This is a genomic window from Hydrogenophaga sp. RWCD_12 (assembly GCF_046604225.1).
GTDB lineage: Bacteria > Pseudomonadota > Gammaproteobacteria > Burkholderiales > Burkholderiaceae_C > Hydrogenophaga.
Genome location: NZ_JBKIXC010000005.1, coordinates 120,722 through 146,562 on the forward strand (window position 1 = coordinate 120,722; position 25,841 = coordinate 146,562).

Genomic DNA, 25,841 nt, shown 5'->3' on the forward strand with positions numbered 1-25,841 from the left:
GGGAGTTTTTCGAACGTCCGGCAGGTTCGAAGCCGAGGCTTACAGCCAGATTAAGGCTGAAACAGCTTTGCATGACTTACCTTTGGTTTCGGCCGCCTCCGGCGGCCGCAGTGCCTTTCAGGGCTGCCACTCGGCGGTCAGCTTGCCGCCAGTGATGAAACCGGCCGGCACCTTTTCCTCGCGCTCAAACTTGATCAGCCCCTCACCCCGGCAGTACCACTCCCGGCTGGTCAGCGGTACCTCGTTGAAGCCGTTGACCGGGTCGGTGTAGAGGTTCAGGCGGGCCTGACCCAGCACCCGCAGGCAGGGCTTGTGCACGCTGCCGTCGGAGAGCGTGACGCTGTCGTCGACGGCTTCGATGCGCCAGGTCATCGGCACCTTGTGCGAGTACTTCAGGTCGCGCGGGTATTCGTTCTTGCGCTGCAGCAGGTAGGGCACGGTCGGCGTAACCCACTCGGTGCCGACCTGGAAGGGCGCCTTGAGCACCCACAGCGGCTCCGCGTCGGGGGTGGGGTCGCGGTCGATGTCGGTTCGGGTGGCCACGCGGCGCACACCCTGGTCGTCGGCCAGCAGGAAGTAGCTCACGCCGGCGGAGTGGTGGCGCACGGCGACCTTCTGGTCCTTGATCGTGGCTGGCGCCATGACCTGCATCGTCCACTGTTCGGGCTCGCGCGGCTCGTCCATCGCGTAGCGCACGTCCATCGTCTGTGAGGCACCCTCACGCAGCGGGAACCATTCGTTGCCCTGGTCGCGGCCGGCGCAGCCGCTCACCAGCAGCATGGTGAGAAGGTGTGGCAGGAGGCGGTGCATCATTTTTCGGGCAGCTGTGCGCGGGGAAGATCCCGCAGCTTGATCTCGACCTTGTCGTTGGCTGCGGGCCGCAGCCAGGCCAGGCCACCCTGGCCTCGGCGAGGTTCGGTCTCGCCCAGCTGGGTGTTGCCATCGCGTGCCTTCTTGACGCCGTCGCCCAGGATGCGGTGCAGGTCCTTCTCGTAGGGCAGCTTGAACTGGCGTGGCATCTCCAGCGGCTGGTTGTCCTTCATCGGGTTCACCCAGAGATAGATCGCACCCGGATGGCCGCGACCCGGACTTGGTTCATCGAACACCGCCGCCAGCAGGATGAACTTGGCTGGCAGCTCGTCGTCGGCCGGCCAGCCGGACATGCCGCGCAGCGACTGCCAGGAGAACATGTAGAAGCCGCTGACCACCAGCACGAGGGCGACCTTCAGGCTCCAGCGCCAGCGTGTGCCCAGGCACAGCACCAGCAGCAGGAACGCCAGCAGCGCATAGACGATCGCCAGCAGCAGCAATTGGGAGGGAACGGCAGGAATCATGTTGTTCTGGTCTCTGGGTATTTCACAGGCCGGTGCGCTGCACGATGGTCTTTGGGTTGGTGCTCAGGTCCAGCACCCGCCCACTCTCGTCGATCGTGAACCGCACCAGGGTGCGCTCGTCGCCCTTGCGCGGGATCTGCTGGGTGCCGGTGTAGACGATCTCTGCCTGCGGGTTGACCTTGACCACAGCGACCGAGACGTCGACCGGTTGCTGGTCGCGGCTGTCGTAGTAGTGCGCATTGACCACGTATTCGCCAGGCACGATGCCGCGCAGGGTGACGATCTCCTGCCGGATCGGGCTGGAGAGCTCGCGGCCGTTGACGATCACGCTGTTGTTCTTGGCGCCGCGGTCGTCGCGGTCCAGGTGCAGCAGGCCGGCATCGCGCTGGCGGAACCACAGCGTCTTGCCGCCGGGCTCCAGCACCCAGGTGTCGATGTCGTTGGGGTTGTTGTCGGGCCAGGAAACGGTGACCATGAACTCGGCCTTGGCCGGCACATCTCCGGCCTTGCGGGCTCGCGGGTTGAAGGCCAGGATGGCGATGACGAAACAGAAGACGAACGCGATCAACATGTTGAACAACATGTCGTAGAACGGATCGGCTTCGGTGTCACGGACCGGTCGGCCGATGGCCATCGCTACCTCCGTCGGTCGTGCCCGTTTGCCTGAGCGAGAGCGCCAGCGCATCGGCCACCAGTGCATCGGCGAAGCGGTCCAGCCGCATCAGCTGCAGGCCCAGCAGGATGTTGCCGGTCAGGCCGGTGACGGTGGTCAGCAGCGCGATGCCGAGGCCACCGGTCAGGCTCTTGAGCAACTGCGCGCTCTGGCTGGGGTCGAAGCTGTCCATCTGGCCCAGCTGCAGGGCGAGGATGGAAAAGCCGATCACCTTGCCCAGCAGGCCGAGCTTGAGCTGGATGCCGTTGAGCCACCAGGCCATCTCGTGCGGACCGTGCGCCTGTTCGCCCAGCACCTGCAGCCAGGCCGAACGATCGGCACCGGGCTGGCGCGTACCTTGCAGAAACTCGCCGCTCCAGCTGCCTTCGCCGATGTGACCGGCATCCAGCCGCTGGCGTTCCAGCCCCAGGAGCCAGGCGCGCTGGCCGGTCCAGAGCGAGCAACCGATGAACAGCAGCACGATGGCCACCGTGAGATGGGTCGGGTCGGCTTCGATCAGCCGGTGCCAGGCGCCGGCCTTCCACAGCAGCCAGGATGCAAACACCAGCAGACCCATGAAGGCCAGCCAGAGCAGGAACAGGCCCTGGTCGGCGCGTTCGAGGTTCATCGATGGCCGGTTCGCACCCGGCAGCCGGCGTGCCAGCAGGGCGCCGAACATGCGGTGGTTGGGGGCGCTGGTGGTGCTCATGGGTGCAATATGCGCGATTCGGCGTCGCTGCGGAACACGATGGGAATGTTTCGGCGCTTGGGCGCGTCGCGCACCACCGCGACCACCTTTTCGTGGTGTGCCGATTTGCTGCACACCGGGTCCGTCTCGGTCGCGTCGCCGGTCAGCAGGAATGCCTGGCAGCGGCAGCCGCCGAAGTCCTTGTGGCGGTCGTCGCAGCTGCGGCAGGTCGGCTTCATCCAGGCGTCGCCGCGGTAGGTGTTGAAGGCGTTGCTGCGTTGCCAGATGTCGGCGATCGACATGTCCTTGACGTTCGGCAGTTGCAGGCCGGGCAGGTCGCGCGCGTTGTGGCAGGGCATGGCCAGACCATCGGGCGCGACCGATAGGAACACGGAGCCCCAGCCGTTCATGCAGGCCTTGGGCCGTTCCTCAAAGTAGTCGGGCACGACGAAGAGCACGCGGCACTTCTGGCCCGTGGTCTTCGCGTCCTGCTCGGCGCGGAAGGCGTTGACTTCCGCCTCGGCGCGTTCCAGTTCTTCGCGCGTGGGCATCAGGTGGTCGCGGTTGACCCAGGCCCAGCCGTAGTACTGCGTGTTGGCGAGTTCGAGGTATTCGGCTTCGAGCGCGACCGCCATGTCAATGATCTTGCGCACGTGCGGCAGGTTGTGCCGGTGCAGCACGCAGTTCATCACCATCGGCCAGTCGTGCTCCTTGATCAGCCGCGCCACGCGCTGCTTGAGCTCGAAAGTCTTGGTGTGGCTGAGGAAGTCGTTCAGCTCCTTGGTCGAGTCCTGGAACGAGAGCTGCACGTGGTCCAGGCCAGCATCCTTGAGCTTCTGCGCCCGCGCGGGCGTCAGGCCCACGCCGGAGGTGATGAGGTTGGTGTAGTAGCCCAGCAGGTGCGCTTCCTGCACCAGCTCTTCGAGGTCGTCGCGCAGCAGCGGCTCGCCGCCCGAGAAGCCCAGCTGGGCCGCGCCGAGCTTGCGCGCCTGCACCATCACGTCGACCCATTGCGCCGTGGTCAGCTCCTCGGTGACCTTCGCGTGCTGCGTCGGGTTGTAGCAAAAGACGCAGTGCAGCGGGCACTTGTAGGTCAGCTCCGCCAGCAGCCACAGCGGCGGGCCGGCCGGGATGGGGGCCGCACTCAGCGGTTCACTCGATCCAGCCACGGCGTTGGCCTTCTTCCAGCAGGTTGCGGACTTCGGGGGCGATGCCCTGGGCGTTGAAAGTGGCTTCGAGCTCGCCCACGATGGCGTCGATGCTGCGTTCACCGTCGCAGCGCTTGAGGATTTCGGCCGCGCTCGGGTTGAGCTGCACCATGCCTTCCGGATAGAGCAGCACCCAGCGTTGCTGCACTTCTTCGTACTGCAGGCGGAACTTGCGCGAAAGCCGGGGCTGGTCGGGCAGGGTGGTTGCGGTCATTGGCAGGCTTTCTCGATCGCGTCGAGCATGGTCCACAGGATGTCGAGCTTGAACTGCAGGATGTCCAGCGCGCGGTGCTGCTGCTCGCGGGTCTTGAAATGGTCCAGTGTCACGCGCAGGCCGTGTTCCACGTCGCGGCTGGCCAGCGGGATGCGGCTGCGGAAATAGGTCAGGCCGTTGGCCTCGATCCAGGGGTAATGCGTGGGCCAGGTCGCCAGGCGGTCCTTGTGGATCTGCGGCGCGAACATCTCGGTCAGCGACGAACACACGGCTTCCTGCCACGGCGCGGTGGCGGCGAAGTTCACGTAGGCATCACAGGCGAACCGCACCGCTGGCACCACGTGCTGCAGCGACCACAGCTCTTCGCGCGACATGCCCACCGCTTCGCCCAGCCGCGTCCAGGCCTCGATGCCGCCGGCCGCCGAGCCCTGGTGGTCACCGTGGCCATCGTGGTCGAGGATGCGCTCGACCCAGAGGCGGCGGTGCTCGCGGTCCGGCATGTTGGCCAGGATGGCCGCGTCTTTGCGCGGGATGCAGATCTGGTAGTAGAAGCGGTTGGCCACCCAGCAGCGGATTTCGTCGGGCGTGCAGCCGCCCGAGTTCATGCGCACGTTGAACGGGTGGTGGATGTGGTAGCTGCGACCCTTGTCGCGCAGCTGCGCTTCGAACTCTTCGGGGCTCCAGGCCGGCAGGCCGGCGTGGGGGCGGGGGTAACGGGCGATCTCCATGGCTCTGCTCAGAAGGAAATGTCCATGCCGTCGTGGGCGACCTCGATGCCGTGCTGCGTCAGCAGTGCGCGCTCGGGCGAGTCTTCCACCAGCATGGGGTTGGTGTTGTTGATGTGAATGAGGATCTTGCGCACGCCGGCGGGCAGGCGGTCGAGCTGTTCGATCATGCCGCCCGGGCCGCTCTGCGGCAGGTGGCCCATGTCGAGCGCGGCCTTGGTCGACAGACCCAGGCGCTGCATTTCGTCGTGGGTCCAGAAGGTGCCGTCGACCAGCACCACGGCGCAGCCGCTCATGAGTTCGATCAGCGCGGGCGTGACCTCCGCCAGCCCGGGCGCGTAGAAGGCCTTGGCGCCGTTGGCCGGGTTGGTGACCAGCAGCCCGATGTTGTCTCCCGGGCGCGGGTTGCCGCGAAACGGTGAGTAAGGCGGCGGTTTGGACGACAGCGACACGGTCTGCATCTGCAGGCCGGGCAGGGCGGGGATCGCGACCGCGCTGCCGTCGATCGGCAGCTCCTGCTTCGCGGTATCGCAGTAGTGCGAGAGGATGCCGGTGATCGGGAACCCGCTGCCGATGTCGGAGAAGACTTCGGGTGTGGCCAGCAGAGGCAGCGGCGACTTGCGCTCGCGCAGCATCAGCAGTCCGGTCACGTGGTCGATCTGCGCGTCCATCAGCAGCACGGCGGCGATGCCGCTGTCGCGGATGGCGCGCGCCGGTTGCAGTTCGGGGTTCTCGCGGATCTGCTGCAGGATGTCGGGGGATGCGTTGACCAGCAACCAGTCCTGGTGGTTGTCGCTGATCGCAATCGATGACTGGGTGCGTGCCCGCGCGGTCAGGGTGCCGCGGCGCAAGCCGTCGCAATTGGGGCAGTTGCAGTTCCACTGGGGAAAGCCGCCGCCGGCCGAAGAGCCGAGAACGCGAATGCGCATAGACTGGATTGGCACGTCGCGGTGGAGCCGCCCGTGCAGGGGTCAGTGGAAAAGAAAAAGGCGCACGCGTGAAACACCCGTGCGCCTGAGTTCGCTCTCGCTGGTGGTCAGCGGTTGGCGATGTACATCGTGATTTCGAAACCGAAGCGCAGGTCGGTGAAGGCGGGCGTGGTCCACTGCATGGGTTTGTCTCCAAGTTGAGGTTGGCATGAATCATGACTGCTGACTTGCCTGCACCGTTGCAGCTCAAGCGCACCCGATGAAAAGCAATATCGATGCCAAAAATACCGGTCACTGGCGACGCCAGCGTGACCTGTCCCTGGGGGCGCCACACCGCATGGCCTGGTACGTCGGTGGAAACCCTGAGGGGCAGGCCTGGCTGCTCTTGCACGGAGGGCCGGGCGGTGGTGCCAATCCGGGACTGATGGCGCCGCTGGATCTGGCACGCCAGTGGGCCATCGCACCCGACCAGCGAGGCAGTGGCCTGAGCCGTCCGCGCGGCGCCACCCGCCGCAACCACACGGCGGCGCTGGTGTCCGATCTTGAAGCGCTGCGATTGCACCTGGGGTTGCAGCGGTGGTCGGTGCTGGCCGGATCGTGGGGAACGGTGCTTGCACTGGCCTACGCGCAGGCGCATCCGCAGCGGGTCGAGCACCTGGTGCTGCGCGGAGCGTTCGCCGTGTCGCGGCGCGAGATCGGTGGGCTGCTGCAGGCCCGGAGCTTCGGGAAAACACCTAAGGTGCCAGAGCGGCTCTGGCCGTCTTCGCGCAGCGTTCCACTGCCGGCTTTGCTGGCCCGTCTGCATCAGGTGCTCCAAAGCGTGACACCGGGTGTTGCACGGCTGGGCGTGGCGCGCCGCTGGGCACAGCTCGAATCCCGCGCAGCGGCCCGGGGCATGTGGCGCGCCTTGCTGCATGCGCCGCGGCCAGCGCCCGCGTTGCGGGTGGTCTGGGCGATACAGCGGCGGCGCGAGCGGCGGGCCATGGCGGGTTTCCAGCGCCGGGGCTCACGGGCAGACGGAAGCGACCGGCAGTTGTGCGCGAAGTTCCGCATCCTGGCGCACTACCTGCTGCACCACGGCTTTGTGAGGCCCGGTCAACTGGACGGTGCCGTGTGGTCGCTGGCGCAGGCGGGAGTGCCGGTGGACTGGGTGCACGGCCGCTACGACACGGTCTGCCCGCCAGTGAACAGCCGGCGCTGGAGCGCCATCGGCCGGCGCATCGATGTGTCAAGGATGTCGCTGACACTGACCACGGCCGGGCATCTGGGCCACGAACCGGACACGCTGGCAGCGCTGCGCGCCAGGGTGAGGCGCGCATGACCGGCTGCCTGCTGCCTTCGTGGTCCCGGTTGGTCCTGTGGCTGGCGGCACTGCTGTGGTGGCCGTCGCTGCAGGCCGCGCAGGACTGTAAGTCGCTGGAGCCCGTCCCCTGGCGTGCCGTGGTACCGGGGGTGTGGGTCTGGCTGCCGCCGGAGCGTGGTGACGTGACGCCTGCCAACGGCGGTCATGTGATGCCGGTGAGTGCCCTGATCGCCGGGCGAGAAGCGATGGTGATCGACCCGGGGCCCAGCCAGGCGCACGGACAGCGTCTGCGCCGCTCACTGGCCTGCCGCTTCGGTGCCCACGTGCGCTGGATCGTCAACACGCACGCACATTCGGAGAACACGCTGGCCAACTCGGCGTTTGCCGACGACATCGCGGCGGGCCGGGTCGAGGTGCTGGCCAGCGGGCCGACGCGCGAAGGCATGTCGCTGCGTTGCCCGGACTGTCTCGCCAGTCTGGTTCACCGTGCCGGCGAGCGGGCCATGGCCGGGACACGGATCGCGCTGCCAACGCGCACGCTGTCTGAGGGCGAGGAGCTGCGGGTGGGCCGTCTGCAGCTGCAGGTGATGCGGGTGGAACACGGGCACACCGAAGGCGATCTGGTGTTGTGGAACGCGCGCAGCAAGCTGTTGTGGGCAGGTGGACTGGTGTACCAGGACCGCGTGCCCGAGCTGGCGCAGGGACAGTTGCGCGGCTGGCTGTCCGCGCTGGATCGGTTGCAGGCCCTGGCGCCGCGCCACCTGATTTCGACCGTGTGGTCCATTTCGCCCGCAGAAGGCGAGCCTCCGCCGGCCTTGCCCGAGACACGCGCCTACCTGCAGGCGCTGCGCGAGGCCACGCTGCAGGCGATGGACGAAGGGGTGCAGCCGCAGGAGACCGGGCGGGTGGCCTTGCCAGCCTTCAGCGGCTGGGCAGGCTACGAGGCGCGGCACGGCTTCAATGTGCTGCGCGCCTGGCGCGAGCTGGAACCCGAGTGGATGGACCGGCTGCCGTCAGCCCAGGACGTCCGGCGGTAGCAGATTCTTCTTGCGGTAGATCGTGTTGCGCGAGACGCCCAGAGCCTTGGCCGCCGCCGACACGTTGCCCTTGTGCTGCCGCAGCATCTGCGCCATCGCGCTGAGCGCCACGTCCTGCAGCTTCTGACCGTCCACCGCCGGTTCGGGCATCGGCGGCGTGCTGGGAAACTCGGGCAACGCAGCGACGTCGGTGGGGACGATCGGCGTGCTCAGCCGCTGGGCGATCGGGTGCGGCAGGCCATGCTCCAGCTCTTCGAGGAAGTCGTCGGGCAGATGGACCATGTCGATCAGGCCGTCGTTGCCGACCATGACCACCGCCGTGCGCAGCAGGTTGTGCAGCTGCCGGAAGTTGCCGGGCCAGTGGTAGCGCTTGAAGATGTCCATCACCCGCGGCGCAATGCCGATGTGCTGGCCGCTCTCGGCCAGCGCCTTGACGATTTTCTGCACCACCAGGTCGAAGTCGGTCCGTTCGCGCAGCGCCGGCAGGCGCACCACCAGGCCGTTGAGCCGGTAGTAGAGGTCTTCACGGAAGTCGCCGCGCGCGATCATGTCCTTGAGGTTCTTGTGGGTCGCACTGACGATGGCGACATCGACATCGACCTCCTTGCCGGCGCCCAGCGGACTGACCTTGCGCTCCTGCAGCACACGCAGCAACCGGGCCTGCAGGTGCTTGGGCATGTCGCCGATCTCGTCGAGGAACAGCGTGCCGCCGTTGGCCTGCAGGATCTTGCCGATCGAGCCCTTCTTGCGGGCGCCGGTGAAGGCGCCTTCTTCGTAGCCGAACAGTTCGGACTCGATCAGGTTGTCGGGAATCGAGGCGCAGTTGACCGAGACGAAAGGCTGGCCCGAGCGGTTGGAATCGCCGTGGATGGCCTGGGCCAGCAGATCCTTGCCGGTACCGGTCTCGCCCAGGATCATCACCGGGATGTCCTTGCCCGAGACCATGCGCAGCTTGTGGATCACGGCCGACACCTGCGGATCCCCGGTGTCCAGGTACTGCAGGGTCGACAGGTGCGACTTGCGCGGCACAGGCCGGACAGGCGAGGACGTTGCTGGTGCGACGGAGGCCTGTTCTTCGGCCTGCTGCGGCGTGATCGGCGCGGTGCGCTCGGCCGACCAGGGGCTGGCCGCCTTGACCTTGACCCGGCACCACACCGCTACCCCGTTGTGCAGCACCAGTTGCTTGGGGGTGGGCAGCGACCCGCTGAACAGGTCGATCAGCGACGAGATCGGGATACCGAACAACGAGGAGAAGGTGTGCGCCTTGAGCGCGGAAAAGGGCAGGCCGATCTGGAACTGCGCGCTGCGGTTGGCAGAAATGAAGCGGCCCTCGGGCGAAAACACCGCGATGCCTTCGACCAGGGTGCCGAGGAACTCGGAGCGGGTGTGGAAGTGCACCCGGATCGCCTTCGGGAAGATGTCGGCGAACATGTGGTTCTCGATCATCTGTGCCGACATGCGCACCAGGGCGAGGGTGTGCTGGTGGAAGCTGCGCTGGTCGCCGGTCACGTCCAGCGCGCCGATCACCTGGCCGTAGGGGTCGAAGATCGGCGAGCAGGAGCAGGTGAGGAACTTGTTGGCGTTGAGGTAATGCTGGTTGCCGTGGACCGTCAGCGCTTCCTCTTCGGTCAGTGCGGTACCGATGGCGTTGGTGCCCTTGGTGCTTTCGGACCAGTCCATGCCGGGCATCAGGGCCACGCGCGAGGCCTTTTCCAGGAAGTCCGAGTCGCCCAGCGAATGCAGCACCATGCCTTTGGACGAGGTCAGCAACACCATGCTGTGGGTGTTGGCGATCTGGTCGTACAGCGTCTCCATGACCGGAGCTGCGTGCTGGAACAGGAAGCGGTTCTCGTCCAGCGCGCTGGTCAGGTCACCGCGCAGCGGGCTGGAGAAATCCGGCTCGGCCTGTTCGGTGATGCCAAAGGCACGCGACCGCTGGTGCGATTGACCAATGGGGTCGCGACCGACCGGGCTACCGACCGAAGGGGGCATGTCGACACGCTCCCCGCCGGAGGGCGTGTACGTGGCGGCACTCATGTTGTCTCCTGAGTCCGGAGGGAAACCCCCCCAGTAGTCCATCGTCCATATCGGCTCTTGCGAGCCGGACTGAAAGTGCTGATTGTCGTCGTGGTCTTGAGTCATGCGATTTTCTTCATATCTGTGCCACGAATCAACAGCGGGAATCCCCGAATGAAACAAGCTCGCAGCAAATGCCTCCTTCCGGTACAAAGCAATTCCCCGGCCAAGACTGGCAGGCCCCAGAGGGCAGTTCATGGCGGCTCTGGTGTCCCGGTGTGTGCCCTGTGTGACAGCGGGCTGATTCAATTTGGAACACTTGTGCCGTGTCACGCCGACGGTGTCTACCGGCTGGGGGTGGGCAGATCGCGATGGGGCGTCGGTGGCCTGCTTATTGCTTTTCAGGCCGCCAGTGCCCTTTTCCTGAATCCGGAGACAACCCCATGAAATCCATCTTTTCGTCCCATTTCCAGCGTCGCGCCGCCCAGGCCCTGGTGCTGTCTGTCGCCGCACTGGGCGCTGCCGCTGTCCTGGCCCACGGTGACGTGGTTCCCCAGGCAGTCGATACCCACACCCTGCCGCAGCTGGGTGCCAAGTGGCTGGAAGCCAACCCCTACAACGAACAGAGCCCGGCGCGCGCCGAAGCGCTGCGCATCGGCACGTCGGCCTACAACCAGAACTGCGCCCGCTGCCACGGCCTGGAAGCCATCTCCGGCGGCATCGCGCCCGACCTGCGCAAGATCGACAGCGAATGCCTTGGCCTGTCCGATGCGGGCAAGAAGGCCGCCTGCTTCAAGGAAATGGACGACTACTTCCTGTCCACCGTGCGCCGCGGCCGCACGCGCGATGGCCGCGTCTACATGCCTCCGTTCGAAGCCACGCTCTCGCAGGAAGCGATCTGGACGGTCCGCACCTACCTCGAGACCCGCCGCGTGCCCTGAGCCGGCTGATTCGGCGGGGCCGCAGCAACAGAACACCAACAGACAGAGACAAGACCCATGACCGATACCTCGAAGATGTCACGCAGCCAAGGCATGCGTCGCCGTGACGCGCTGGCCCTGCTGCCGCTGGCGCTGGCCACACCCTGGACGGCGATGGCACAGACCGATCTGACCGATCTGGAGCGTGTCCGCGCCACCGGCACACTCAAGGTCGCCGTGTACAAGGACAACGCGCCGTTCTCCAGCGGTCCGGTGGCCGACATGAAGGGTCTGGATGTTTCGCTCGCCGAGGCGCTGGCCCGTCAGATGAACCTCAAGCTCTCGCTGCTGCCCTTCGATGCGGGCGAGAACATGAACGACGACCTGCGCAACATGGTCTGGCGCGGCCACTACCTGGGCTACGGCCCGGCGGACGTGATGCTGCAGGTGCCGGCCGACCGCTACCTGGCCAATGCGAATCCGCAGGTCGCGATCATCTCGCCCTACATGCGCCAGTCCAATGTGCTGCTGCACGACACGCGGCGTCTGGCCGACCCGGCATCGCCCGAGGACCTCAAGGGCCTGGCGCTGGCGGGCGAGAAAGGCTCTGGCGCCGCCAGCGTGCTGATGGGCTATGGCGGCGGGCTGTTGCGCAACCAGGTGGTGATCTACAACTCCGGTGTCGAGGCGGCGCAGGCGGTGCTCGATGGCAAGGCCGTGGGGGCATTCGTCTCGCGTGCCCAGGCGGAGTCGGCGCTGTCGCGCCAGCCTGCAACCGCAGCCCAGTTCCGCATCAGCAAGCTCACCTTCAACAACGGCGTCGTCGACAACGGCTGGCCGGTGGCGCTGGCGATCAAGGCGTCCAACAAGAACCTGGGCAATGCGCTGGAGGCTGCGATGAAGGCCATCCGCGAAAGCGGGGAGATGCTGGCGATCTTCAAGCAGCACGGCTTGACGCTGACGGCGCCGTAACTGGGTCCCCCCCGCGCCTCGCTGCGCGCGGCACCCCCCAAGGGGCGATGCCTGTGGCCCGGCTGAGCCGGTTCCACGGCATCCTGGAGTGGAGACAACCTCCGCTCCGATTACGCCTTCTTCCTTGTCAGCTTGCGGTAGACGGTGGCGCGGCTGATGCCCAGGGCGCGGGCGGCTTCCATGACGTTGCCGCGGGCGTCTTCGACGGCGCGGCGGATCAGGGCGGCTTCGACGTCTTTGAGCGGCATGCTGTGGCTGGCTGGCCGTGCAGCGCCCGAGATCCGCCCCGGGCCCTGTGCCAGCAGCTGCAGGCGCAGTCCGGACCAGAGTGGGACTTCAAACGCCTGGCGCTGCGAACGCGCCGCGTCGAACAGGCTGTCGGTGGGCACGGCGAACACTTCACTGCAATGCATGGCGCCGTGCTGAGGTACCAGGCCCAGCATGTCGGTGGCGGCGCGGTTGGCGCCGGTGATCCGGCCCTCTTCGTCGACACAGACCAGCCCGTCGTTGTCGTCGCCCAGTACGCGGCCCGGCCAGTTCAGGCGCAGCAGCAGGCGGTGCGGTCGCGAGGTAGTGAGCGCGTTTTCGATGCTGCGGGCGGACTGCGTCACCAGGTGCTTGAGTGCCGGTTGCTCGGTCACGTCGATGCCGGTCAGGTCGAGCATGCCGACACAGTGGCCGTCCGGCCCCCAGATCGGTGCGCCAGCGCAGCTGAACACGCCGGTGTCGTTGAAGAAGTGTTCGCCCCGGTGGAGCCAGACCGGTTCATGCTCGGTCAGCGTGGTGCCGATGGCGGTGGTGCCGACAGCGGACTCCGACAGGTCGACACCGACCCGGGCAATGGCCGCCGCCCGCGGGTTGTTGCGGTCCACCGGACCGTCGACATCGATCACCGTGCCGCTGGCATCGGTCAGGATGGCGAAGTAGCGCGTGTGCACCATGGCCCGCGACAGCGAGCGGATCACCGGGGTGGCGGCCTGCACCAGAGGCTTGCTGGCCTCCAGCGCCAGCCGCACATCGCCCGCGGTCACCGGTTCGAAGGCCACCCGCTGCTGCGGCTGGTGCCCCATGGCCAGACAGCGCCGCCAGGAACGTTCGATCGAAGGGGCCAGCCACGGCGTTGGACCGTTCTCGCGGGCATCCAGTACCGCATGACGGGCGCGCTCGATGAGGGCCAGTCGCTGGTCGGGGGGCATGGGAGTCTGTGCGTTAGGGATCACGTCGGCCTCTGCGATCGGGGACAGTAGTGTTGCAGATTGCGACACGGATGAACAACTTGTTGATCCATGCGCCGCTGCAACACCCTTTCCGCAAATCACGTGCCACGCCGGCCACGTGACACGCCGTGACACCGGGTTGCCACTCAGGCGGTGCGCGACCCGCTGAAGCACACGGGGGCATCGGCTTCCCGGGGCTGGATGCGGTCTTTGGCCGGCCCGACCTGCGTGTCGCGGGGCAGGGCCACGCCGTTCTTCACCGCCAGAAGTTCGGCCATGATGCTGACCGCGATCTCCGAGGGCATCTTGCTGCCGATGTAGATGCCGATCGGCCCGCGCATCATGGCCAGGCTTTCTTCGGTCTGTTCGAAGTGTTCGATCATGCGGGCGCGCCGTGCCTCGTTGTTGCGCCGCGAACCGATGGCACCGACATAGAAGGCCTCGGTGCCCAGGGCTTCCAGCAAGGCCAGGTCGTCGAGCTTGGGGTCGTGGGTGAGGGCGATCACGCAGGTGCGCCGGTCGACATTGAATTCGCGCACCACGTCGTCGGGCATGCCAGTGACCAGCTGCGCGGCCGGCACGTTCCAGCTGCCGCGGTATTCCTCGCGCGGGTCGCAGACCGTGACCGAGAAGCCGCAGAAGATCGCCATGGTCGACAGGTACTCGGCCAGCTGGCCGGCACCGATCAGCAGCATGCGGTATTCGGGGCCGAAGGTGTTGCGCAGCACCTTGCCGTCGTCGCTGAGGCCCTCGGGCCGCTCGCAGGGCGCGATCGTCACCTCGCCGGTCGAGAGGTTGGTGCAGCGCAACATCAGGCGCCCTGCGCCCAGCGACTGCACCAGCGCGGCCAGCACCGCCGCATCGGGGTTGAATTCGAGCATCAGCTCCAGCGTGCCCCCACAGGGCAGGCCGAAGCGGTGGGCCTCGTCGGCGCTGACGCCGTACTTCACACGCTCAGGCGGACCATCGGGAATGTCGTGCGTCGGGCCGGTGGTGTCAGCGGCATCGGCGGGCCGGCGGTAGCGGTAGATGAGGTCGTCCTCGATGCAGCCTCCCGACACCGAACCGACGACCGAACCGGTTTCGCACAGGGCCATGATCGATCCCACCGGGCGTGGCGATGAGCCCCAGGTGCGGATCACCGTCGCCAGCAGCGCGCGGCGCCCTTGCTGACGCCACTGCAGCAGCTGTCGCAGGACGGTGATGTCGAGGTTTTCCATGAAAGGTCTCCGGGGCGGGATGCGGTCGGGCTGATTCAGCGATTGAACCACCAGAGTGCCAGCAGCACAGCCGCGCCCGCGACCCAGACCCAGGTGGGGATGCCCCCGCCCTGGGCTGGAGCGCCGGTCACCGCCGGTGTTCCGCCGGAACCGGCGGCGGGTGCTACGGCCGCCGCCTGTGCTGCGTCACGCGCGGCGTAGGCTTCAGGGTGGGCCTTCTGCATCGCCTCGTCGAAGCGCTTGAAGAAGTCTTCGGCCATCGACTTGGCCGTGCCGTCGATCAGGCGCTGGCCCAGCTGGGCGACCTTGCCGCCGACCGTGGCGTGCACCTTGTAGTCCAGCTCGCAGCCCGTGCCGCTGGGCGTGAGCTTGACCTCGGCCGTGCCCTTGCCGAAACCGGCCACGCCGCCCTGGCCTTCGAAGTTGATCTTGTAGGACTCGGGCGCAACGATGTCGGAGAGCAGGATCTTGCCGGCGAACTTGGCCGCGACCGGCCCGATCTTGAGCGCCATGCCGACCGCGTACTGGTTGTCGCCGCTGGCCTCGACCTTGTCGCAGCCGGGGATGCAGGCCTTGAGGACTTCGGGGTCGTTCAGGGCGTCCCAGGCGTGCTGCTGGGAGATGGCCAGGGATCGGTTGCCTTGCATGTCCATGGTGGTGTTCCTCTTTGTTGTGTGGGGCGTGGATCGGTCAGCGTTGCAGCACAGCCGCGATGCTCGCGGCCAGGTCTTCGAGCTTGCTGAGGTTGTGCACGGCGAGCATGCCGTGCGCGTGGGTGTGCAGCGCGGCTGCGCCGCGGGCGAGCGGGGCGTAGCCGTCAAAACGCAGCAGCGGGTTGAGCCAGAGCAGGCGGCCGCAGCGCCGGCGCATCCAGGCCAGCGCGTCGGACAGTACCTCGGGCTCGCCCGTGTCCAGTCCGTCGCTGACGACCAGCACCAGGGTGCGCCGTCCGACCAGTCGTCGGCCGTGCTCGTGGCGCAGGGTCTGCAGCGCGGCGCCCAGCTGGGTGCCGCCGGCGAAGTCGGCGATGGCTTCGTTGGCGTGCGCCAGCATCTCGTCGGTGTCGGCCAGCTTGAAGGCGGGCGTAAGGTCGGTGAGGCGTGTGCCGAAGGCGAACACGTCGCGCCGCCGGTGGTTCCGGGTCGCTGCGTGCAGGAAGGCCAGCAGCAATCGGGTGTAGCGCTCCATCGAGCCCGACACGTCGACCAGCACCATCAGTGGCAGCGGCTGCTCGCGGCGCGCCAGCCGGGGCAGTTCCATCAGCTCGCCGCCGTGGCGCACCGCGCGGTGCATCGCGCGTTGCCAGTGGGGCCGCGCGCCTTTCGGCCCGGGCTGCGTGCGGCGCGCGTCGTAGGTGGGCAGTGGCAGACGGATGTCACGCGCCAGCCGCTCGACCAGCCGGTACTCCTTGCCCGAGAGGGCGTTGAAGTCGGCGTGGCGCAGGCGCTGGATGTCGCTGGCCGTCATCGCCGCGTCGAACTCGACCTTCTGGTCCTCTTCCTTGGGCTTGGCCTGGTGGCCGTAGGCTTTCTGCGGCGAGAGCGCCTCCCGCACGCGCGGACGGCGCTTGCTCGGCTCGGCCTTGCCCTCGGCAGAGGGCAGCAGTTGTGACAGCAGCTTCTGCGCGATCTCGGGGTTGCGGAAGTAGGTGTCGAAGAGTTCGCGGAATACCATGCGGTCCTGCTCGCGCGCGACCAGCACGGCCTCCATCGCGGCACTCACGTCTTCCTTGCGTTCCAGGCGGACCGCCAGTGCCGCCGAGGTGGCGAGCGCGATGCGCGAACTGTCGACGCGCACGCCGGCGCGGCGCAAGGCGCGCCCGAAACCGGCGATGTTGTCGGCCAGCTTGCCGCTGCGTGCGTCACCGAGTTGCATGGCGAATCCGCGGGGCCATCAGGCGGGAGCGTCCGCCGGCTTGAGCAGTTCGGCGGCCATGTCGCGGGTCAGGGCCGCGACGTCTTCGCGCTGCTTGAACAGGATGCCGGCGGTGTCGGCCAGCACCTCCGGATCGATCGCCAGCGTGTCCAGTGCGACCAGGGCCTTGGCCCATTCGACGCTCTCGGCGATCCCGGGCGAACGCTGGAAGGCGTTGGCAAACGGCGCGCTGCGCAGCCGGCCGACGACTTCGGCGACCTGCGCCGAAAGTTCGGCGGAAGCCTGCGGCACCTGAGCCCGCACGATGTCCAGTTCGCGCTCGCGCTCGGGGTAGTCGAGCCAGTGGTAGAGGCAGCGGCGCTTGACCGCGTCGTTGAGCTCGCGGGTGCGGTTGCTGGTCAGGATGGTGACTGGCGCGAACGCGGCGCGCACCGTGCCCAGCTCGGGAATGCTGACCTGGTATTCGCCCAGGTATTCCAGCAGGAAGGCTTCGAAGGGCTCGTCGGCGCGGTCGACCTCGTCGATCAGCAGCATCGCGCCGGGGGCCGGGGTCTGGAGCGCGGCGAGCAGCGGGCGCTTGATCAGGTAACGCTCCTGGTAGACCTCGCGCTCGATGTGTGCGACGTCGTCCGCCTGGGCGTGTTCCAGCCGGCTCTGCGCCGCGCGCATGTGCAGCAGCTGCGCCGCGTAGTTCCATTCGTACAGGGCTTCGCGCTGTTCCAGCCCGTCGTAGCACTGCAGGCGCAGCAGTTCGCGCTGCAGCGCCACCGCCAGTGCCTTGGCCAGCTCGGTCTTGCCGACGCCGGGTTCGCCTTCGAGCAGCAGCGGGCGCTGCAGCTTCAACGCCAGGAACACGGCGGTGGCAAGGCGCCGGTCCGCGTAGTAGCCGGCACCCTGCAGGGCCTGCGTCAGTGCGTCGATGGAAGAAAAGGCAGTCATGGGGTGTGGGCACGGTGGCGGAAAAAGGGCCCCGGGTCGGTCAACGCGGGGCCCTGGCGGTGACAGCCGGAAATCAGGCCAGCTGGGCGACGGCGCGCTGGGTCAGCACGCTGATCAGGTTGGCGCGGTAGGCGGCGCTGGCGTGGATGTCGGCGCCACAGTCGTCGGCGCTGACCTTCACGCCGGCCGCGGACTGGGCCGTGAAGCTGGCGTTGAGCGCGCCTTCCAGGCCGGCGTGGCGGAACACGCCGTTGCCCGCACCGGTCACCGCCACCCGTACACCGCTGTCGGTCTGTGCGACGAACACGCCGATCAGCGCGAAGCGCGAGGCCGGTTGGTTGAACTTCACGTAGGCCGCCTTCTTCGGCACCGGGTAGCTGATCGCGGTGATCAGTTCACCCTCTTCGAGGGCAGTGGTGAACATGCCCTGGAAGAAGTCGTCGGCCGCGATCTTGCGTTTCGTGGTGTGCACGGTCGCGCCCAGGCCAAGCACGGCGCTGGGGTAGCAGGCCGACGGGTCGTTGTTGGCGACCGATCCGCCCATGGTGCCCATGGCGCGCACCTGCTTGTCGCCGATGTGGCTGGCCAGGTGGGTGAGGGCGGGAATGGTCGCGGCGACGTCGGCGCTGGTGGCCACATCGACGTGGCGCGTCATGGCGCCGATCACCAGGGCGTTGCCTTCCTTGCGGATGCCGGCGAGCTCCTTGACGCCGCCCAGGTCGACCAGATTGCCCGGGTCGGACAGGCGCAGCTTCATCGAGGCCAGCAGGGTCTGGCCACCGGCCAGGGGCTTGGCGCCGCCGGCGGTCGCCTTGGTGGCGTCGGCCAGGGTCGCGGGTTTGTCGAGCGTGAATGTGTACATGAGGTGCTCCTGCGGTCAGGCCTTGGCAGACTGGATGGCTTCCCAGACACGGCCGGGCGAAGCGGGCATGTCGAATTCCTTGACGCCCAGCGGTTTGAGAGCGTCCAGCACGGCGTTGATCACCGCCGGTGGCGAGCCGATCGCACCGGCTTCACCGCAGCCCTTGGTGCCCAGCGGGTTGTGGGTGCATGGCGTGCAGATGGTGCCGATCTTGAACTCGGGGAAGTCGTCGGCGCGCGGCATGGCGTAGTCCATGAACGAGCCGGTCAGCAGCTGGCCGGTTTCCTTGTCGTAGACACAGTTCTCGAGGATCGCCTGGCCGATGCCCTGCACGATGCCGCCGTGGACCTGACCCTCGACGATCATCGGGTTGATGATGGTGCCGAAGTCATCGACCGCGGTGAACTTGTCGACGCGGGTCTTGCCGGTCGCCGGGTCGATCTCGACCTCGCAGATGTAGGTGCCGGCCGGGAAGGTGAAGTTGGTCGGGTCGTAGAACGCGGTCTCGTTCAGTCCCGGCTCCAGCTTGTCCAGCGGGTAGTTGTGCGGCACGTAGGCGGTCAGCGCGACCTGGCCGAAGGTGACCTTCTTGTCGGTGCCCTTGACGGTGAACTCGCCGTTGGCGAACTCGACGTCGGCGTCGCTGGCCTCCATCAGGTGGGCCGCGATCTTCTTGGCCTTGGTCTCGATCTTGTCGAGCGCCTTCATGATCGCTGCGCCGCCGACCGAGATCGAACGCGAGCCGTAGGTGCCCATGCCGAAGGGCACGCGACCGGTGTCGCCATGCACCACGTCGACCGCGTCGACCGCGATGCCCAGACGGGCAGCGACGACCTGCGCGAAGGTGGTTTCGTGGCCCTGACCGTGGCTGTGCGAACCGGTGAAAACCGTCACGCTGCCGGTCGGATGCACGCGCACTTCGCCGCATTCGAACAGGCCGGCGCGCGCACCGAGCGCACCCGCGATGTTCGACGGCGCAATGCCGCAGGCCTCGATGTACGAGCTGTAGCCGATGCCGCGCAGCAGGCCCTTGGCGGCGCTGGCTGCCTTGCGCTGGGTGAAGCCGGCCACGTCGGCCATGTCTTCGGCCTTGGTCATCGCGCCCAGGTAGTCGCCCACGTCGTACTGCAGCGCGACAGGAGTCTGGTAGGGCCAGCTTCTGATGAAGTTGCGCTTGCGGATCTCGGCCTGCGACAAGCCCAGGTCCCAGCCGCATCGGCTGACCAGGCGTTCCAGCAGGTAGGTCGCTTCCGGACGGCCGGCGCCGCGGTAGGCGTCGACTGGCGCGGTGTTGGTGAACCAGGCGTCGACCTCGACGTAGATCTGCGGGCAGGTGTACTGGCCGGCCAGCAGGGTGGCGTAAAGGATGGTCGGCACCGCGGACGCGAAGGTCGACAGGTAGGCGCCCATGTTGGCGTCGGTGTGCACGCGCATCGCCAGGAACTTGCCGTCCTTGTCCATCGCCATTTCGGCGTGGCTGATGTGGTCGCGGCCGTGGGCATCGGTCAGGAAGGATTCGCTGCGTTCGCAGGTCCACTTGATGCTGCGGTTGGTCTGCTTGGCGGCCCAGGTCAGCGCCACGTCTTCGGCGTACAGGAAGATCTTCGAGCCGAAGCCGCCGCCGACGTCGGGCGCGATCACGCGCACCTTGTGCTCCGGCAGGCCGAGCACGAAGGCCGTCATCAACAGGCGCTCGACGTGCGGGTTCTGGTTGGCGACATAGAGGGTGTATTCCTCGGTCGCGCGGTTGTACATGCCGATGGCGGCACGCGGTTCCATCGCGTTGGGCACCAGGCGGTTGTTGGTCAGGTCCAGCTTGGTCACATGGGCCGCGTTCGCGAACGCGGCGTCGACTTGCGACTTGTCACCGATGGCCCATTTGTAGCAGTGGTTGTCGGGCGCGGCGTCGTGCACGGCAGGGCCTTGTGCGGCGGTGCGCATGTCGATCACGGCGGGCAGCACGTCGTAGTCGACGTCCACCGCCTCGGCCGCGTTCTTGGCCTGCTCCAGCGTCTCGGCGATCACCATCGCCACCTGGTCACCAACGTAGCGCGCCTTGCCGATCGCCAGGATCGGGTGCGGCGGTTCCTTCATCGGTGTGCCGTCGGTCGAGGTGATGAGCCAGCCGCAGGGCAGCCCGCCCATCTTGCCGTCGATGTCGGCGCCGGTGAAGATCGCCACGACGCCGGGCATTGCCTTGGCGCGTGCGGTGTCGATGCTCTTGATGTTGGCGTGTGCGTGCGGGCTGCGCACGAACACCGCATAGCTCTGGCTGGCCTGCGTGATGTCGTCGGTGTACTGACCGGCACCGGTCAGGAAACGGTAATCCTCCTTGCGGCGGACTGCGGAGCCGATGTGCGGCAGGTTGCTGAAGTCGGAAGCGCCCATGTTCTGTTCTCCTCAGGCGGAAGCCATGTCGGCCTTGCCCTTGAGCACGGCCTTGACGATGTTCTGGTAACCGGTGCAGCGGCACAGGTTGCCTTCAAGCAGTTCACGCACCTCGGCCTCGCCGGCCTTGGGATGGTGTTTGCACAGGTCGACCGCGCTCATGACCATGCCCGGAGTGCAGAAACCGCACTGCAGACCGTGGCACTCCTTGAACGCTGCCTGCATCGGGTGCATGGTGCCGTCGGCGCTGGCCAGGCCTTCGATCGTGGTGATCTCCGAGCCGCTGACCTGGGCGGCCAGCACGTTGCACGACTTGATTGCCCGCCCGTCCTTGATCACGGTGCAGGCGCCGCACTGCGAGGTGTCGCAGCCGACGTGGGTGCCGGTGAGCTTCAGGTGCTCGCGCAGCACCTGGACGAGGAGGGTGTTGGGAGGGACGTCGACGGACTTCGACTGACCGTTGACCTTGAGCTGAACCTGCATCGTTGTCTCCTGTTTGTGGGGTCCTCAAACAGTTGAGCATCGACGCTCGGGCCTTGAATTGCGTGTTAACCCTCAAACCCAAATCTCGGTCTGAAACATTCTCAAATTGAGACGTTTGGATGGGTCGTAAAAGTTGTTGATTTCAAAGGAAAAATATGAATTCACAGTGTGCTGTTTTGTTATGCTGTTCAATGCATAAGTGAGCGGTTTCAGTGAATTGAAAAGAAGCCGGTGGAGGTGAAATTGCCTTTAAATTCAATTGACTTTCCGGAATTCTTCTCAATGTCTCAAACTGAGACTTTCTGGATGAAGTGACAGGTGTTTCGGGTTAACCCTGACGATTTCAAAGGGTTTGGCGACAACAATCCTATGAACACATGGTCATACGCCCGTCGATGTCTGTGTGTGCCCCACCACCGGAGAAAAAACCATGCAGAAAACACTCCACATCAACCCGGACAAATGCACCGGCTGCCTGCAGTGCGAAATGGCCTGCTCGTTCGAGAACTACGGCACCTACGCCACCTCGAAATCGCGCATCAAGGTCTTCGACTTCCACCACACGGGCAAGAAGGTTCCCTACACCTGCACGCAGTGCGATGAGGCCTGGTGTCTGCACGCCTGTCCGGTGGAGGCCATCACGGTCGACAAGGACACGGGTGCCAAGGTGGTGAACGAAACCACCTGCGTGGGCTGCAAGGTCTGCACCATCAGCTGCCCCTTCGGCACCATCAACTACGTGCAGGAAACGGGCAAGGTCCAGAAGTGCGACCTGTGCGGTGGCGATCCGGCCTGTGCCGACGCCTGCCCGACCGGCGCGATCACCTTTGTCGACGCCAACTGGACCGGCATGGACAAGATGAAGCAGTGGGCCGACAAGCTGGGCAACCAGCCTTCCGCCGCCTGATCCCCCAACACATTCAAGGAGCATCAACATGTCTTGGGCTGGAAAAATCCTCCGCGTCAACCTGACGGCGGGCACCGTCACCTCCGAACCGCTGAACATGGAGTGGGCCAAGGCCTACCTGGGTTCGCGCGGTCTGGCGTCCAAATACCTCATCAGCGAGATCGATCCCAAGGTGGATCCCCTCGCCCCAGAGAACAAGATCATCTGGGCCACCGGCCCGCTGACCGGCACCATGGCCTCCACCGGCGGCCGCTACACCGTGGTCACCAAGGGTCCGCTGACCGGCGCCATTGCCTGCTCCAACTCGGGCGGCTACTGGGGCGCCGAGCTGAAGATGGCCGGCTGGGACATGGTCATCTTCGAAGGCAAGTCGGCCAAGCCGGTCTACCTCTACATCAACGACGACGTGGCCGAGTTGCGCGATGCGTCGCACCTGTGGGGCCAGAGCGTCTGGAAGACCGAAGAAGCCCTCAAGACCAGCCTGCAGGATCCGCTGCTGCGCGTCTCGAGCATCGGCAAGTCCGGTGAAGTCGGCGTGCTCTATGCGGCCGTCGTGAACGACCTGCACCGCGCGGCCGGCCGCTCGGGCGTGGGCACCGTCATGGGTTCCAAGAACCTCAAGGCCATCGCCGTGCGCGGCACCAAGGGTGTCGGCAATGTGCGTGACCCGAAGGCCTTCATGGCCGCTGCCAAGGCCGCCAAGAAGGTGCTGGCCGACAACGCCGTCACCGGCCAGGGCCTGCCCACCTACGGCACCCAGGTGCTGATGAACGTGATCAACGAGATTGGTGGTCTGCCGACGCGCAACCACCGTGACGTGCAGTTCGAAGGCGCCAAGGACATCTCGGCCGAGGCCATGGTCACACCACGGGCCACCGACGGCAAGAAGCACCTGGTGACCAACCAGGCCTGTTTCGGCTGCACCATCGCGTGCGGCCGCATTTCCAAGATCGACGAAGGCCACTTCTCGGTCGCCAACAAGCCCGAATACTGGGGCGCCAATGGCGGACTGGAGTACGAAGCGGCCTGGGCGCTGGGCGCCGCCAATGGCGTGAACGACCTGGAAGCGCTGCAGTTCGCCAACCTGATCTGCAACGAAGAGGGCATGGACCCGATCTCCTTCGGCGCCACCATCGGTGCGGTGATGGAGCTGTACGAAATGGGCGTGCTGACCAAGGAGCAGATCGGCATTGAAGCGCCGTTCGGCTCGGCCAAGGCGCTGTGCGAACTGGCGATCATGACCGCGCGTGGCGAAGGCTTCGGCAAGGAAATCGGTCTGGGTTCCAAGCGCCTGACCGCCAAGTACGGCCACCCCGACCTGTCCATGAGCGTCAAGGGCCAGGAATTCCCGGCCTACGACGGTCGCGTGATCCAGGGCATCGGCCTGGCGTACGCCACCTCCAACCGCGGCGCCTGCCACCTGCGCGGCTACACCATCGCCTCCGAAGTGCTGGGCATCCCGGTGAAGACCGAGCCGTCCGAGAGCGAGGGCAAGCCCGAACTCGTGAAGGCCTTCCAGGACGCGACCGCCGCGTTCGACTCCGCCGGCATCTGCATCTTCACCAGCTTTGCCTGGACCCTGGCCGACGTGGCGCCTCAGGTGCAGGCCGCCTGCGGTGAGGAGTTCACGATGGAACACCTCAACCACATCGGCGAGCGCATCTGGAACATGGAGCGCGAGTTCAACAACGCAGCCGGCTTCACCAAGGCCGACGACAACCTGCCCAAGCGCCTGATGACCGAAGCCGCCAAGACCGGCCCGGGCAAGGGCACCGTGAGCAAGCTGCCCGAAATGCTGCCCAAGTACTACGCCGCCCGTGGCTGGGACAGCGAAGGTCGCCCGACCACCGACACCAAGGCGCGCCTGGGTCTCTGACCTGCGCATCGGGGACCGATGCATGGAAGAAGCGGTCCCCGTGACCGCTTCTTTTTTTGGAGTTTGGAGAACAGAACATGACCCATCACGTCATCCTCGGCGCCGGCCCGGCCGGCGTCATCGCGGCCGAAACCATCCGCAAGCACGCACCCAAGGACCAGATCACGGTCATTGGCGACGAGAACGAGTCGCCGTATTCGCGCATGGCGATTCCTTATCTGCTGATCGGCAAAGTGGGCGAAGAGGGCACGCACCTTCGCCACACCGAGGGGCATTTCGAGAAGCTCAACATCACCATCAAGCGCGGCGTGCGCGCCAAGCTGCTGGACTCGGCCAAGCGGACCATCGAACTGAGTGACGGCAACACCATTGCCTTCGACAAGCTGCTGATTGCCACCGGCTCTTCTCCCGCCACACCGCCGATTCCTGGCATCAAGGGCCCCGGCGTGCACAGCTGCTGGACTTTGGCCGACGCACGCGCCATCGCCAACCTTGCGAAGCCCGGCGCCAAGGTGCTGCAGATGGGCGCAGGCTTCATCGGCTGCATCATCATGGAAGCGCTGCAGCAGCGCGGTGTGGAGCTGTCGGTGGTCGAGATGGGCGACCGCATGGTGCCGCGCATGATGGGCCCGACGGCGGGCGGCATGATCAAGGACTGGTGCGAAACCAAGGGTGTGAAGGTCTACACCGGCGCCAAGGTCGAGGCCATCGAGCGCGGTACCAGCGCCGAACCCGGCCTGCTGGGCAAGATCGCTGCGGTGGTTGGTCTGGGCAGTTCGGCCATGCCCACCGGCAAGATGACGGTGCGCCTGTCCACCGGCCAGCAGCTTGAAGCCGATCTGGTCATCAGCGCCACCGGCGTGCGGCCCAACATCGGCTTCCTGGAAAACTCCGGCGTGCGCTGCCTGGTCGGCGTGCTGACCGACGAGCACCTGCAGACCAACGTGCCCGGCATCTATGCCGCGGGCGACTGCGCGGAAGCTTTCGACAAGGTCAGCGGCAAGACCATCGTCAGCGCGATCCAGCCCAATGCCGCCGAACAGGCGCGGGTGGCGGCGCTGAACATGGTGGGGCAGACGGCAGAGCTCAATGGCGTGACGCAGATCAACGTGCTCGACACGCTGGGCCTGATTTCCAGCAGCTTCGGCAACTGGGAAGGCCTGGCTGGTGGCGAGCATGTGGAGCTGACCGACAAGGCCAACCACAAGCACCTGAGCCTGCAGTTCAAGGGAGATCAGATGGTGGGTTGCAACAGCGTGGGCTGGACCGACCACGTCGGCGTGATGCGCGGACTGGTCGAAGGTCAGGTGAATCTGGGCGAGTGGAAGGACCGGCTGATGGCGGACCCCACGAAACTGATGGACGCTTACCTGTCGGCCGCGCAGGGTCAAGGCCACTGGGCTGGTGCGGCCGACGGGCGCCGCCGGGCATGATCCGGGCATGAAGATCACCTTCAAGCTCTTTGCCACGCTCACCGACTACCTGCCCCCCGACGCCCGGCGCAGCAACCAGGTCGAACTGGATGTCGCGCCGGACGCGCCGATCAGCCAGATCATCGAGCCCTTCGGCCTGCCGGCGAAGCTGGTGCATCTGGTGCTGGTCAACGGCAAGTACATCGCACCCGAACTTCGGCTGACGGCCACGCTCACCGAAGGCGATGTGCTGGCCATCTGGCCGCCCATTGCCGGCGGGTGAGTCGGCGGCAGATCTGGCCCCATGCAGTCGTCCTATCCGGAGCGCTTCGAGCGCGACATGGGGACCACCGAAGCCGAATGGCTGGCTGCGCTGCCGCGTGCCATCGGGCCCGCAGGCCAGTGGTCCCTGGACGGTGAACGCAGCGCGGTGGTCCATGTCGGCGCCGGCATCCTGCGCATCTCCTGGACCATCCTGCCGGAGCGGCGCATTGCTCTGCTCGTGATGAAACGGCTGGCTGTGTCGTTCGAGTTCCAGGGAGTGGATGCCGGGCAGCGTCTGGCCTTCATGAAGCCTTTTGATCTGGCGATGCAACGCGGCGGCGGTTGAACTTTGGTGTTGCGCGGAACAGCCTGCTTAACACTTGGGTGTCCGTTGTAAAGC

27 protein-coding genes are annotated in these 25,841 nt (G+C 66.4%); 9 read left to right on the plus strand and 18 right to left on the minus strand.

Going from position 1 to position 25,841, the window contains the following annotated elements; translation table 11 throughout:
- Positions 1–117 precede the first annotated feature (117 nt).
- The 9 genes from ACLIJ1_RS19125 to pqqA all read right to left on the minus strand — a co-directional run bounded on the left by ACLIJ1_RS19125 (position 118) and on the right by pqqA (position 5,932).
- A complete protein-coding gene (locus ACLIJ1_RS19125) occupies positions 118–780 on the minus strand; it encodes a hypothetical protein (protein ID WP_411367150.1) in 663 nt (220 codons plus the stop codon).
- A gap of 29 nt (positions 781–809) precedes the next feature.
- Positions 810–1,334 carry a hypothetical protein gene (locus tag ACLIJ1_RS19130; RefSeq protein WP_411367151.1) on the minus strand — a complete coding sequence of 175 codons (525 nt, stop codon included), beginning with the start codon at positions 1,332–1,334 and terminating at the stop codon, positions 810–812.
- A 22-nt stretch (positions 1,335–1,356) separates the two neighbouring features.
- Positions 1,357–1,968, minus strand: a complete 612-nt coding sequence (locus ACLIJ1_RS19135; RefSeq protein ID WP_411367152.1) for a hypothetical protein — start codon at positions 1,966–1,968, stop codon at positions 1,357–1,359.
- A complete protein-coding gene (locus ACLIJ1_RS19140) occupies positions 1,943–2,695 on the minus strand; it encodes a hypothetical protein (RefSeq protein WP_411367153.1) in 753 nt (250 codons plus the stop codon). Before ACLIJ1_RS19140 ends, ACLIJ1_RS19135 begins: the two co-directional genes overlap by 26 nt.
- Complete coding sequence (gene pqqE / locus ACLIJ1_RS19145) at positions 2,692–3,843, minus strand: pyrroloquinoline quinone biosynthesis protein PqqE (protein ID WP_411367154.1); 1,152 nt, start codon at positions 3,841–3,843, stop codon at positions 2,692–2,694. The genes ACLIJ1_RS19140 and pqqE overlap by 4 nt, the downstream gene beginning before the upstream one ends.
- Positions 3,827–4,096 carry a pyrroloquinoline quinone biosynthesis peptide chaperone PqqD gene (gene pqqD / locus ACLIJ1_RS19150; RefSeq protein ID WP_411367155.1) on the minus strand — a complete coding sequence of 90 codons (270 nt, stop codon included), beginning with the start codon at positions 4,094–4,096 and terminating at the stop codon, positions 3,827–3,829. Before pqqD ends, pqqE begins: the two co-directional genes overlap by 17 nt.
- Complete coding sequence (pqqC, locus tag ACLIJ1_RS19155) at positions 4,093–4,824, minus strand: pyrroloquinoline-quinone synthase PqqC (protein ID WP_411367156.1); 732 nt, start codon at positions 4,822–4,824, stop codon at positions 4,093–4,095. Before pqqC ends, pqqD begins: the two co-directional genes overlap by 4 nt.
- A gap of 8 nt (positions 4,825–4,832) precedes the next feature.
- Positions 4,833–5,750, minus strand: coding sequence for a pyrroloquinoline quinone biosynthesis protein PqqB (gene pqqB / locus ACLIJ1_RS19160; protein ID WP_411367157.1), 918 nt, complete (start codon positions 5,748–5,750; stop codon positions 4,833–4,835).
- 107 nt (positions 5,751–5,857) lie between these two features.
- Positions 5,858–5,932: a pyrroloquinoline quinone precursor peptide PqqA gene (gene pqqA / locus ACLIJ1_RS19165; protein ID WP_068167214.1), complete on the minus strand. Its 75-nt coding sequence runs from the start codon at positions 5,930–5,932 to the stop codon at positions 5,858–5,860.
- A gap of 77 nt (positions 5,933–6,009) precedes the next feature.
- On the opposite strand from pqqA, the gene ACLIJ1_RS19170 reads away from it, so the two are divergent.
- Positions 6,010–7,071, plus strand: coding sequence for an alpha/beta fold hydrolase (locus ACLIJ1_RS19170; protein WP_411367158.1), 1,062 nt, complete (start codon positions 6,010–6,012; stop codon positions 7,069–7,071).
- On the plus strand, positions 7,068–8,090 hold the full coding sequence (locus tag ACLIJ1_RS19175) for an MBL fold metallo-hydrolase (protein WP_411367159.1): 1,023 nt from the start codon (positions 7,068–7,070) through the stop codon (positions 8,088–8,090). The genes ACLIJ1_RS19170 and ACLIJ1_RS19175 overlap by 4 nt, the downstream gene beginning before the upstream one ends.
- On the opposite strand, the gene ACLIJ1_RS19180 is transcribed toward ACLIJ1_RS19175, so the two are convergent.
- Complete coding sequence (locus tag ACLIJ1_RS19180; RefSeq protein ID WP_411367160.1) at positions 8,067–10,127, minus strand: sigma-54-dependent Fis family transcriptional regulator; 2,061 nt, start codon at positions 10,125–10,127, stop codon at positions 8,067–8,069. The two genes, ACLIJ1_RS19175 and ACLIJ1_RS19180, sit on opposite strands and share 24 nt — an antisense overlap.
- Before the next feature lie 422 nt (positions 10,128–10,549).
- On the opposite strand from ACLIJ1_RS19180, the gene pedF reads away from it, so the two are divergent.
- Together pedF and ACLIJ1_RS19190 are read left to right on the plus strand one after the other, a co-directional pair.
- Positions 10,550–11,047: a cytochrome c-550 PedF gene (gene pedF / locus ACLIJ1_RS19185; RefSeq protein ID WP_411367161.1), complete on the plus strand. Its 498-nt coding sequence runs from the start codon at positions 10,550–10,552 to the stop codon at positions 11,045–11,047.
- Positions 11,048–11,104: 57 nt separating this feature from the next.
- On the plus strand, positions 11,105–11,998 hold the full coding sequence (locus tag ACLIJ1_RS19190; RefSeq protein ID WP_411367162.1) for a substrate-binding periplasmic protein: 894 nt from the start codon (positions 11,105–11,107) through the stop codon (positions 11,996–11,998).
- Positions 11,999–12,108: 110 nt separating this feature from the next.
- Here the strand turns inward: ACLIJ1_RS19190 and ACLIJ1_RS19195 are convergent, their stop codons facing one another.
- From ACLIJ1_RS19195 to ACLIJ1_RS19230, 8 genes are all read right to left on the minus strand, one after another.
- Complete coding sequence (locus tag ACLIJ1_RS19195; protein ID WP_411367163.1) at positions 12,109–13,194, minus strand: helix-turn-helix domain-containing protein; 1,086 nt, start codon at positions 13,192–13,194, stop codon at positions 12,109–12,111.
- A gap of 167 nt (positions 13,195–13,361) precedes the next feature.
- Positions 13,362–14,435: an XdhC family protein gene (locus ACLIJ1_RS19200; protein WP_411367164.1), complete on the minus strand. Its 1,074-nt coding sequence runs from the start codon at positions 14,433–14,435 to the stop codon at positions 13,362–13,364.
- A gap of 35 nt (positions 14,436–14,470) precedes the next feature.
- A complete protein-coding gene (locus ACLIJ1_RS19205) occupies positions 14,471–15,088 on the minus strand; it encodes a CoxG family protein (protein WP_411367165.1) in 618 nt (205 codons plus the stop codon).
- Between the two features lie 37 nt (positions 15,089–15,125).
- Entirely contained in the window at positions 15,126–16,310 is a 1,185-nt protein-coding gene (locus ACLIJ1_RS19210) for a vWA domain-containing protein (RefSeq protein WP_411367166.1), read from the minus strand.
- 18 nt (positions 16,311–16,328) lie between these two features.
- A complete protein-coding gene (locus ACLIJ1_RS19215) occupies positions 16,329–17,249 on the minus strand; it encodes an AAA family ATPase (protein WP_411367167.1) in 921 nt (306 codons plus the stop codon).
- Between the two features lie 73 nt (positions 17,250–17,322).
- Complete coding sequence (locus ACLIJ1_RS19220; protein WP_411367168.1) at positions 17,323–18,111, minus strand: FAD binding domain-containing protein; 789 nt, start codon at positions 18,109–18,111, stop codon at positions 17,323–17,325.
- 15 nt (positions 18,112–18,126) lie between these two features.
- Positions 18,127–20,499 carry a xanthine dehydrogenase family protein molybdopterin-binding subunit gene (locus ACLIJ1_RS19225; RefSeq protein ID WP_411367169.1) on the minus strand — a complete coding sequence of 791 codons (2,373 nt, stop codon included), beginning with the start codon at positions 20,497–20,499 and terminating at the stop codon, positions 18,127–18,129.
- A 12-nt stretch (positions 20,500–20,511) separates the two neighbouring features.
- Positions 20,512–20,982 carry a (2Fe-2S)-binding protein gene (locus tag ACLIJ1_RS19230; RefSeq protein WP_411367170.1) on the minus strand — a complete coding sequence of 157 codons (471 nt, stop codon included), beginning with the start codon at positions 20,980–20,982 and terminating at the stop codon, positions 20,512–20,514.
- A gap of 430 nt (positions 20,983–21,412) precedes the next feature.
- On the opposite strand from ACLIJ1_RS19230, the gene ACLIJ1_RS19235 reads away from it, so the two are divergent.
- The 5 genes from ACLIJ1_RS19235 to ACLIJ1_RS19255 all read left to right on the plus strand — a co-directional run bounded on the left by ACLIJ1_RS19235 (position 21,413) and on the right by ACLIJ1_RS19255 (position 25,787).
- Positions 21,413–21,889 (plus strand): 4Fe-4S dicluster domain-containing protein, encoded by a 477-nt coding sequence (locus ACLIJ1_RS19235; RefSeq protein ID WP_411367171.1) that lies wholly within the window; start codon positions 21,413–21,415, stop codon positions 21,887–21,889.
- A gap of 28 nt (positions 21,890–21,917) precedes the next feature.
- Positions 21,918–23,765, plus strand: coding sequence for an aldehyde ferredoxin oxidoreductase family protein (locus ACLIJ1_RS19240; RefSeq protein WP_411367172.1), 1,848 nt, complete (start codon positions 21,918–21,920; stop codon positions 23,763–23,765).
- Between the two features lie 77 nt (positions 23,766–23,842).
- Positions 23,843–25,198: an NAD(P)/FAD-dependent oxidoreductase gene (locus ACLIJ1_RS19245; RefSeq protein WP_411367173.1), complete on the plus strand. Its 1,356-nt coding sequence runs from the start codon at positions 23,843–23,845 to the stop codon at positions 25,196–25,198.
- Positions 25,199–25,205: 7 nt separating this feature from the next.
- Complete coding sequence (locus tag ACLIJ1_RS19250) at positions 25,206–25,460, plus strand: sulfur carrier protein ThiS (protein ID WP_411367174.1); 255 nt, start codon at positions 25,206–25,208, stop codon at positions 25,458–25,460.
- A gap of 21 nt (positions 25,461–25,481) precedes the next feature.
- Positions 25,482–25,787: a hypothetical protein gene (locus tag ACLIJ1_RS19255; protein WP_411367175.1), complete on the plus strand. Its 306-nt coding sequence runs from the start codon at positions 25,482–25,484 to the stop codon at positions 25,785–25,787.
- The last annotated feature ends 54 nt before the right edge of the window (positions 25,788–25,841 follow it).

Bases quoted from the DNA above. Each gene is read 5' to 3' on its own strand.
- ACLIJ1_RS19125 (WP_411367150.1), bottom strand. From the start codon at position 780: ATGCTGCTGGTGAGCGGCTGCGCCGGCCGCGACCAGGGCAACGAATGG.
- ACLIJ1_RS19130 (WP_411367151.1), bottom strand. From the start codon at position 1,334: ATGATTCCTGCCGTTCCCTCCCAATTGCTGCTGCTGGCGATCGTCTAT.
- ACLIJ1_RS19135 (WP_411367152.1), bottom strand. From the start codon at position 1,968: ATGGCCATCGGCCGACCGGTCCGTGACACCGAAGCCGATCCGTTCTAC.
- ACLIJ1_RS19140 (WP_411367153.1), bottom strand. From the start codon at position 2,695: ATGAGCACCACCAGCGCCCCCAACCACCGCATGTTCGGCGCCCTGCTG.
- pqqD (WP_411367155.1), bottom strand. From the start codon at position 4,096: ATGACCGCAACCACCCTGCCCGACCAGCCCCGGCTTTCGCGCAAGTTC.
- pqqC (WP_411367156.1), bottom strand. From the start codon at position 4,824: ATGGAGATCGCCCGTTACCCCCGCCCCCACGCCGGCCTGCCGGCCTGG.
- pqqB (WP_411367157.1), bottom strand. From the start codon at position 5,750: ATGCGCATTCGCGTTCTCGGCTCTTCGGCCGGCGGCGGCTTTCCCCAG.
- ACLIJ1_RS19170 (WP_411367158.1), top strand. From the start codon at position 6,010: ATGAAAAGCAATATCGATGCCAAAAATACCGGTCACTGGCGACGCCAG.
- ACLIJ1_RS19175 (WP_411367159.1), top strand. From the start codon at position 7,068: ATGACCGGCTGCCTGCTGCCTTCGTGGTCCCGGTTGGTCCTGTGGCTG.
- ACLIJ1_RS19180 (WP_411367160.1), bottom strand. From the start codon at position 10,127: ATGAGTGCCGCCACGTACACGCCCTCCGGCGGGGAGCGTGTCGACATG.
- pedF (WP_411367161.1), top strand. From the start codon at position 10,550: ATGAAATCCATCTTTTCGTCCCATTTCCAGCGTCGCGCCGCCCAGGCC.
- ACLIJ1_RS19190 (WP_411367162.1), top strand. From the start codon at position 11,105: ATGACCGATACCTCGAAGATGTCACGCAGCCAAGGCATGCGTCGCCGT.
- ACLIJ1_RS19195 (WP_411367163.1), bottom strand. From the start codon at position 13,194: ATGCCCCCCGACCAGCGACTGGCCCTCATCGAGCGCGCCCGTCATGCG.
- ACLIJ1_RS19200 (WP_411367164.1), bottom strand. From the start codon at position 14,435: ATGGAAAACCTCGACATCACCGTCCTGCGACAGCTGCTGCAGTGGCGT.
- ACLIJ1_RS19205 (WP_411367165.1), bottom strand. From the start codon at position 15,088: ATGGACATGCAAGGCAACCGATCCCTGGCCATCTCCCAGCAGCACGCC.
- ACLIJ1_RS19210 (WP_411367166.1), bottom strand. From the start codon at position 16,310: ATGCAACTCGGTGACGCACGCAGCGGCAAGCTGGCCGACAACATCGCC.
- ACLIJ1_RS19215 (WP_411367167.1), bottom strand. From the start codon at position 17,249: ATGACTGCCTTTTCTTCCATCGACGCACTGACGCAGGCCCTGCAGGGT.
- ACLIJ1_RS19220 (WP_411367168.1), bottom strand. From the start codon at position 18,111: ATGTACACATTCACGCTCGACAAACCCGCGACCCTGGCCGACGCCACC.
- ACLIJ1_RS19225 (WP_411367169.1), bottom strand. From the start codon at position 20,499: ATGGGCGCTTCCGACTTCAGCAACCTGCCGCACATCGGCTCCGCAGTC.
- ACLIJ1_RS19230 (WP_411367170.1), bottom strand. From the start codon at position 20,982: ATGCAGGTTCAGCTCAAGGTCAACGGTCAGTCGAAGTCCGTCGACGTC.
- ACLIJ1_RS19235 (WP_411367171.1), top strand. From the start codon at position 21,413: ATGCAGAAAACACTCCACATCAACCCGGACAAATGCACCGGCTGCCTG.
- ACLIJ1_RS19240 (WP_411367172.1), top strand. From the start codon at position 21,918: ATGTCTTGGGCTGGAAAAATCCTCCGCGTCAACCTGACGGCGGGCACC.
- ACLIJ1_RS19245 (WP_411367173.1), top strand. From the start codon at position 23,843: ATGACCCATCACGTCATCCTCGGCGCCGGCCCGGCCGGCGTCATCGCG.
- ACLIJ1_RS19250 (WP_411367174.1), top strand. From the start codon at position 25,206: ATGAAGATCACCTTCAAGCTCTTTGCCACGCTCACCGACTACCTGCCC.
- ACLIJ1_RS19255 (WP_411367175.1), top strand. From the start codon at position 25,482: ATGCAGTCGTCCTATCCGGAGCGCTTCGAGCGCGACATGGGGACCACC.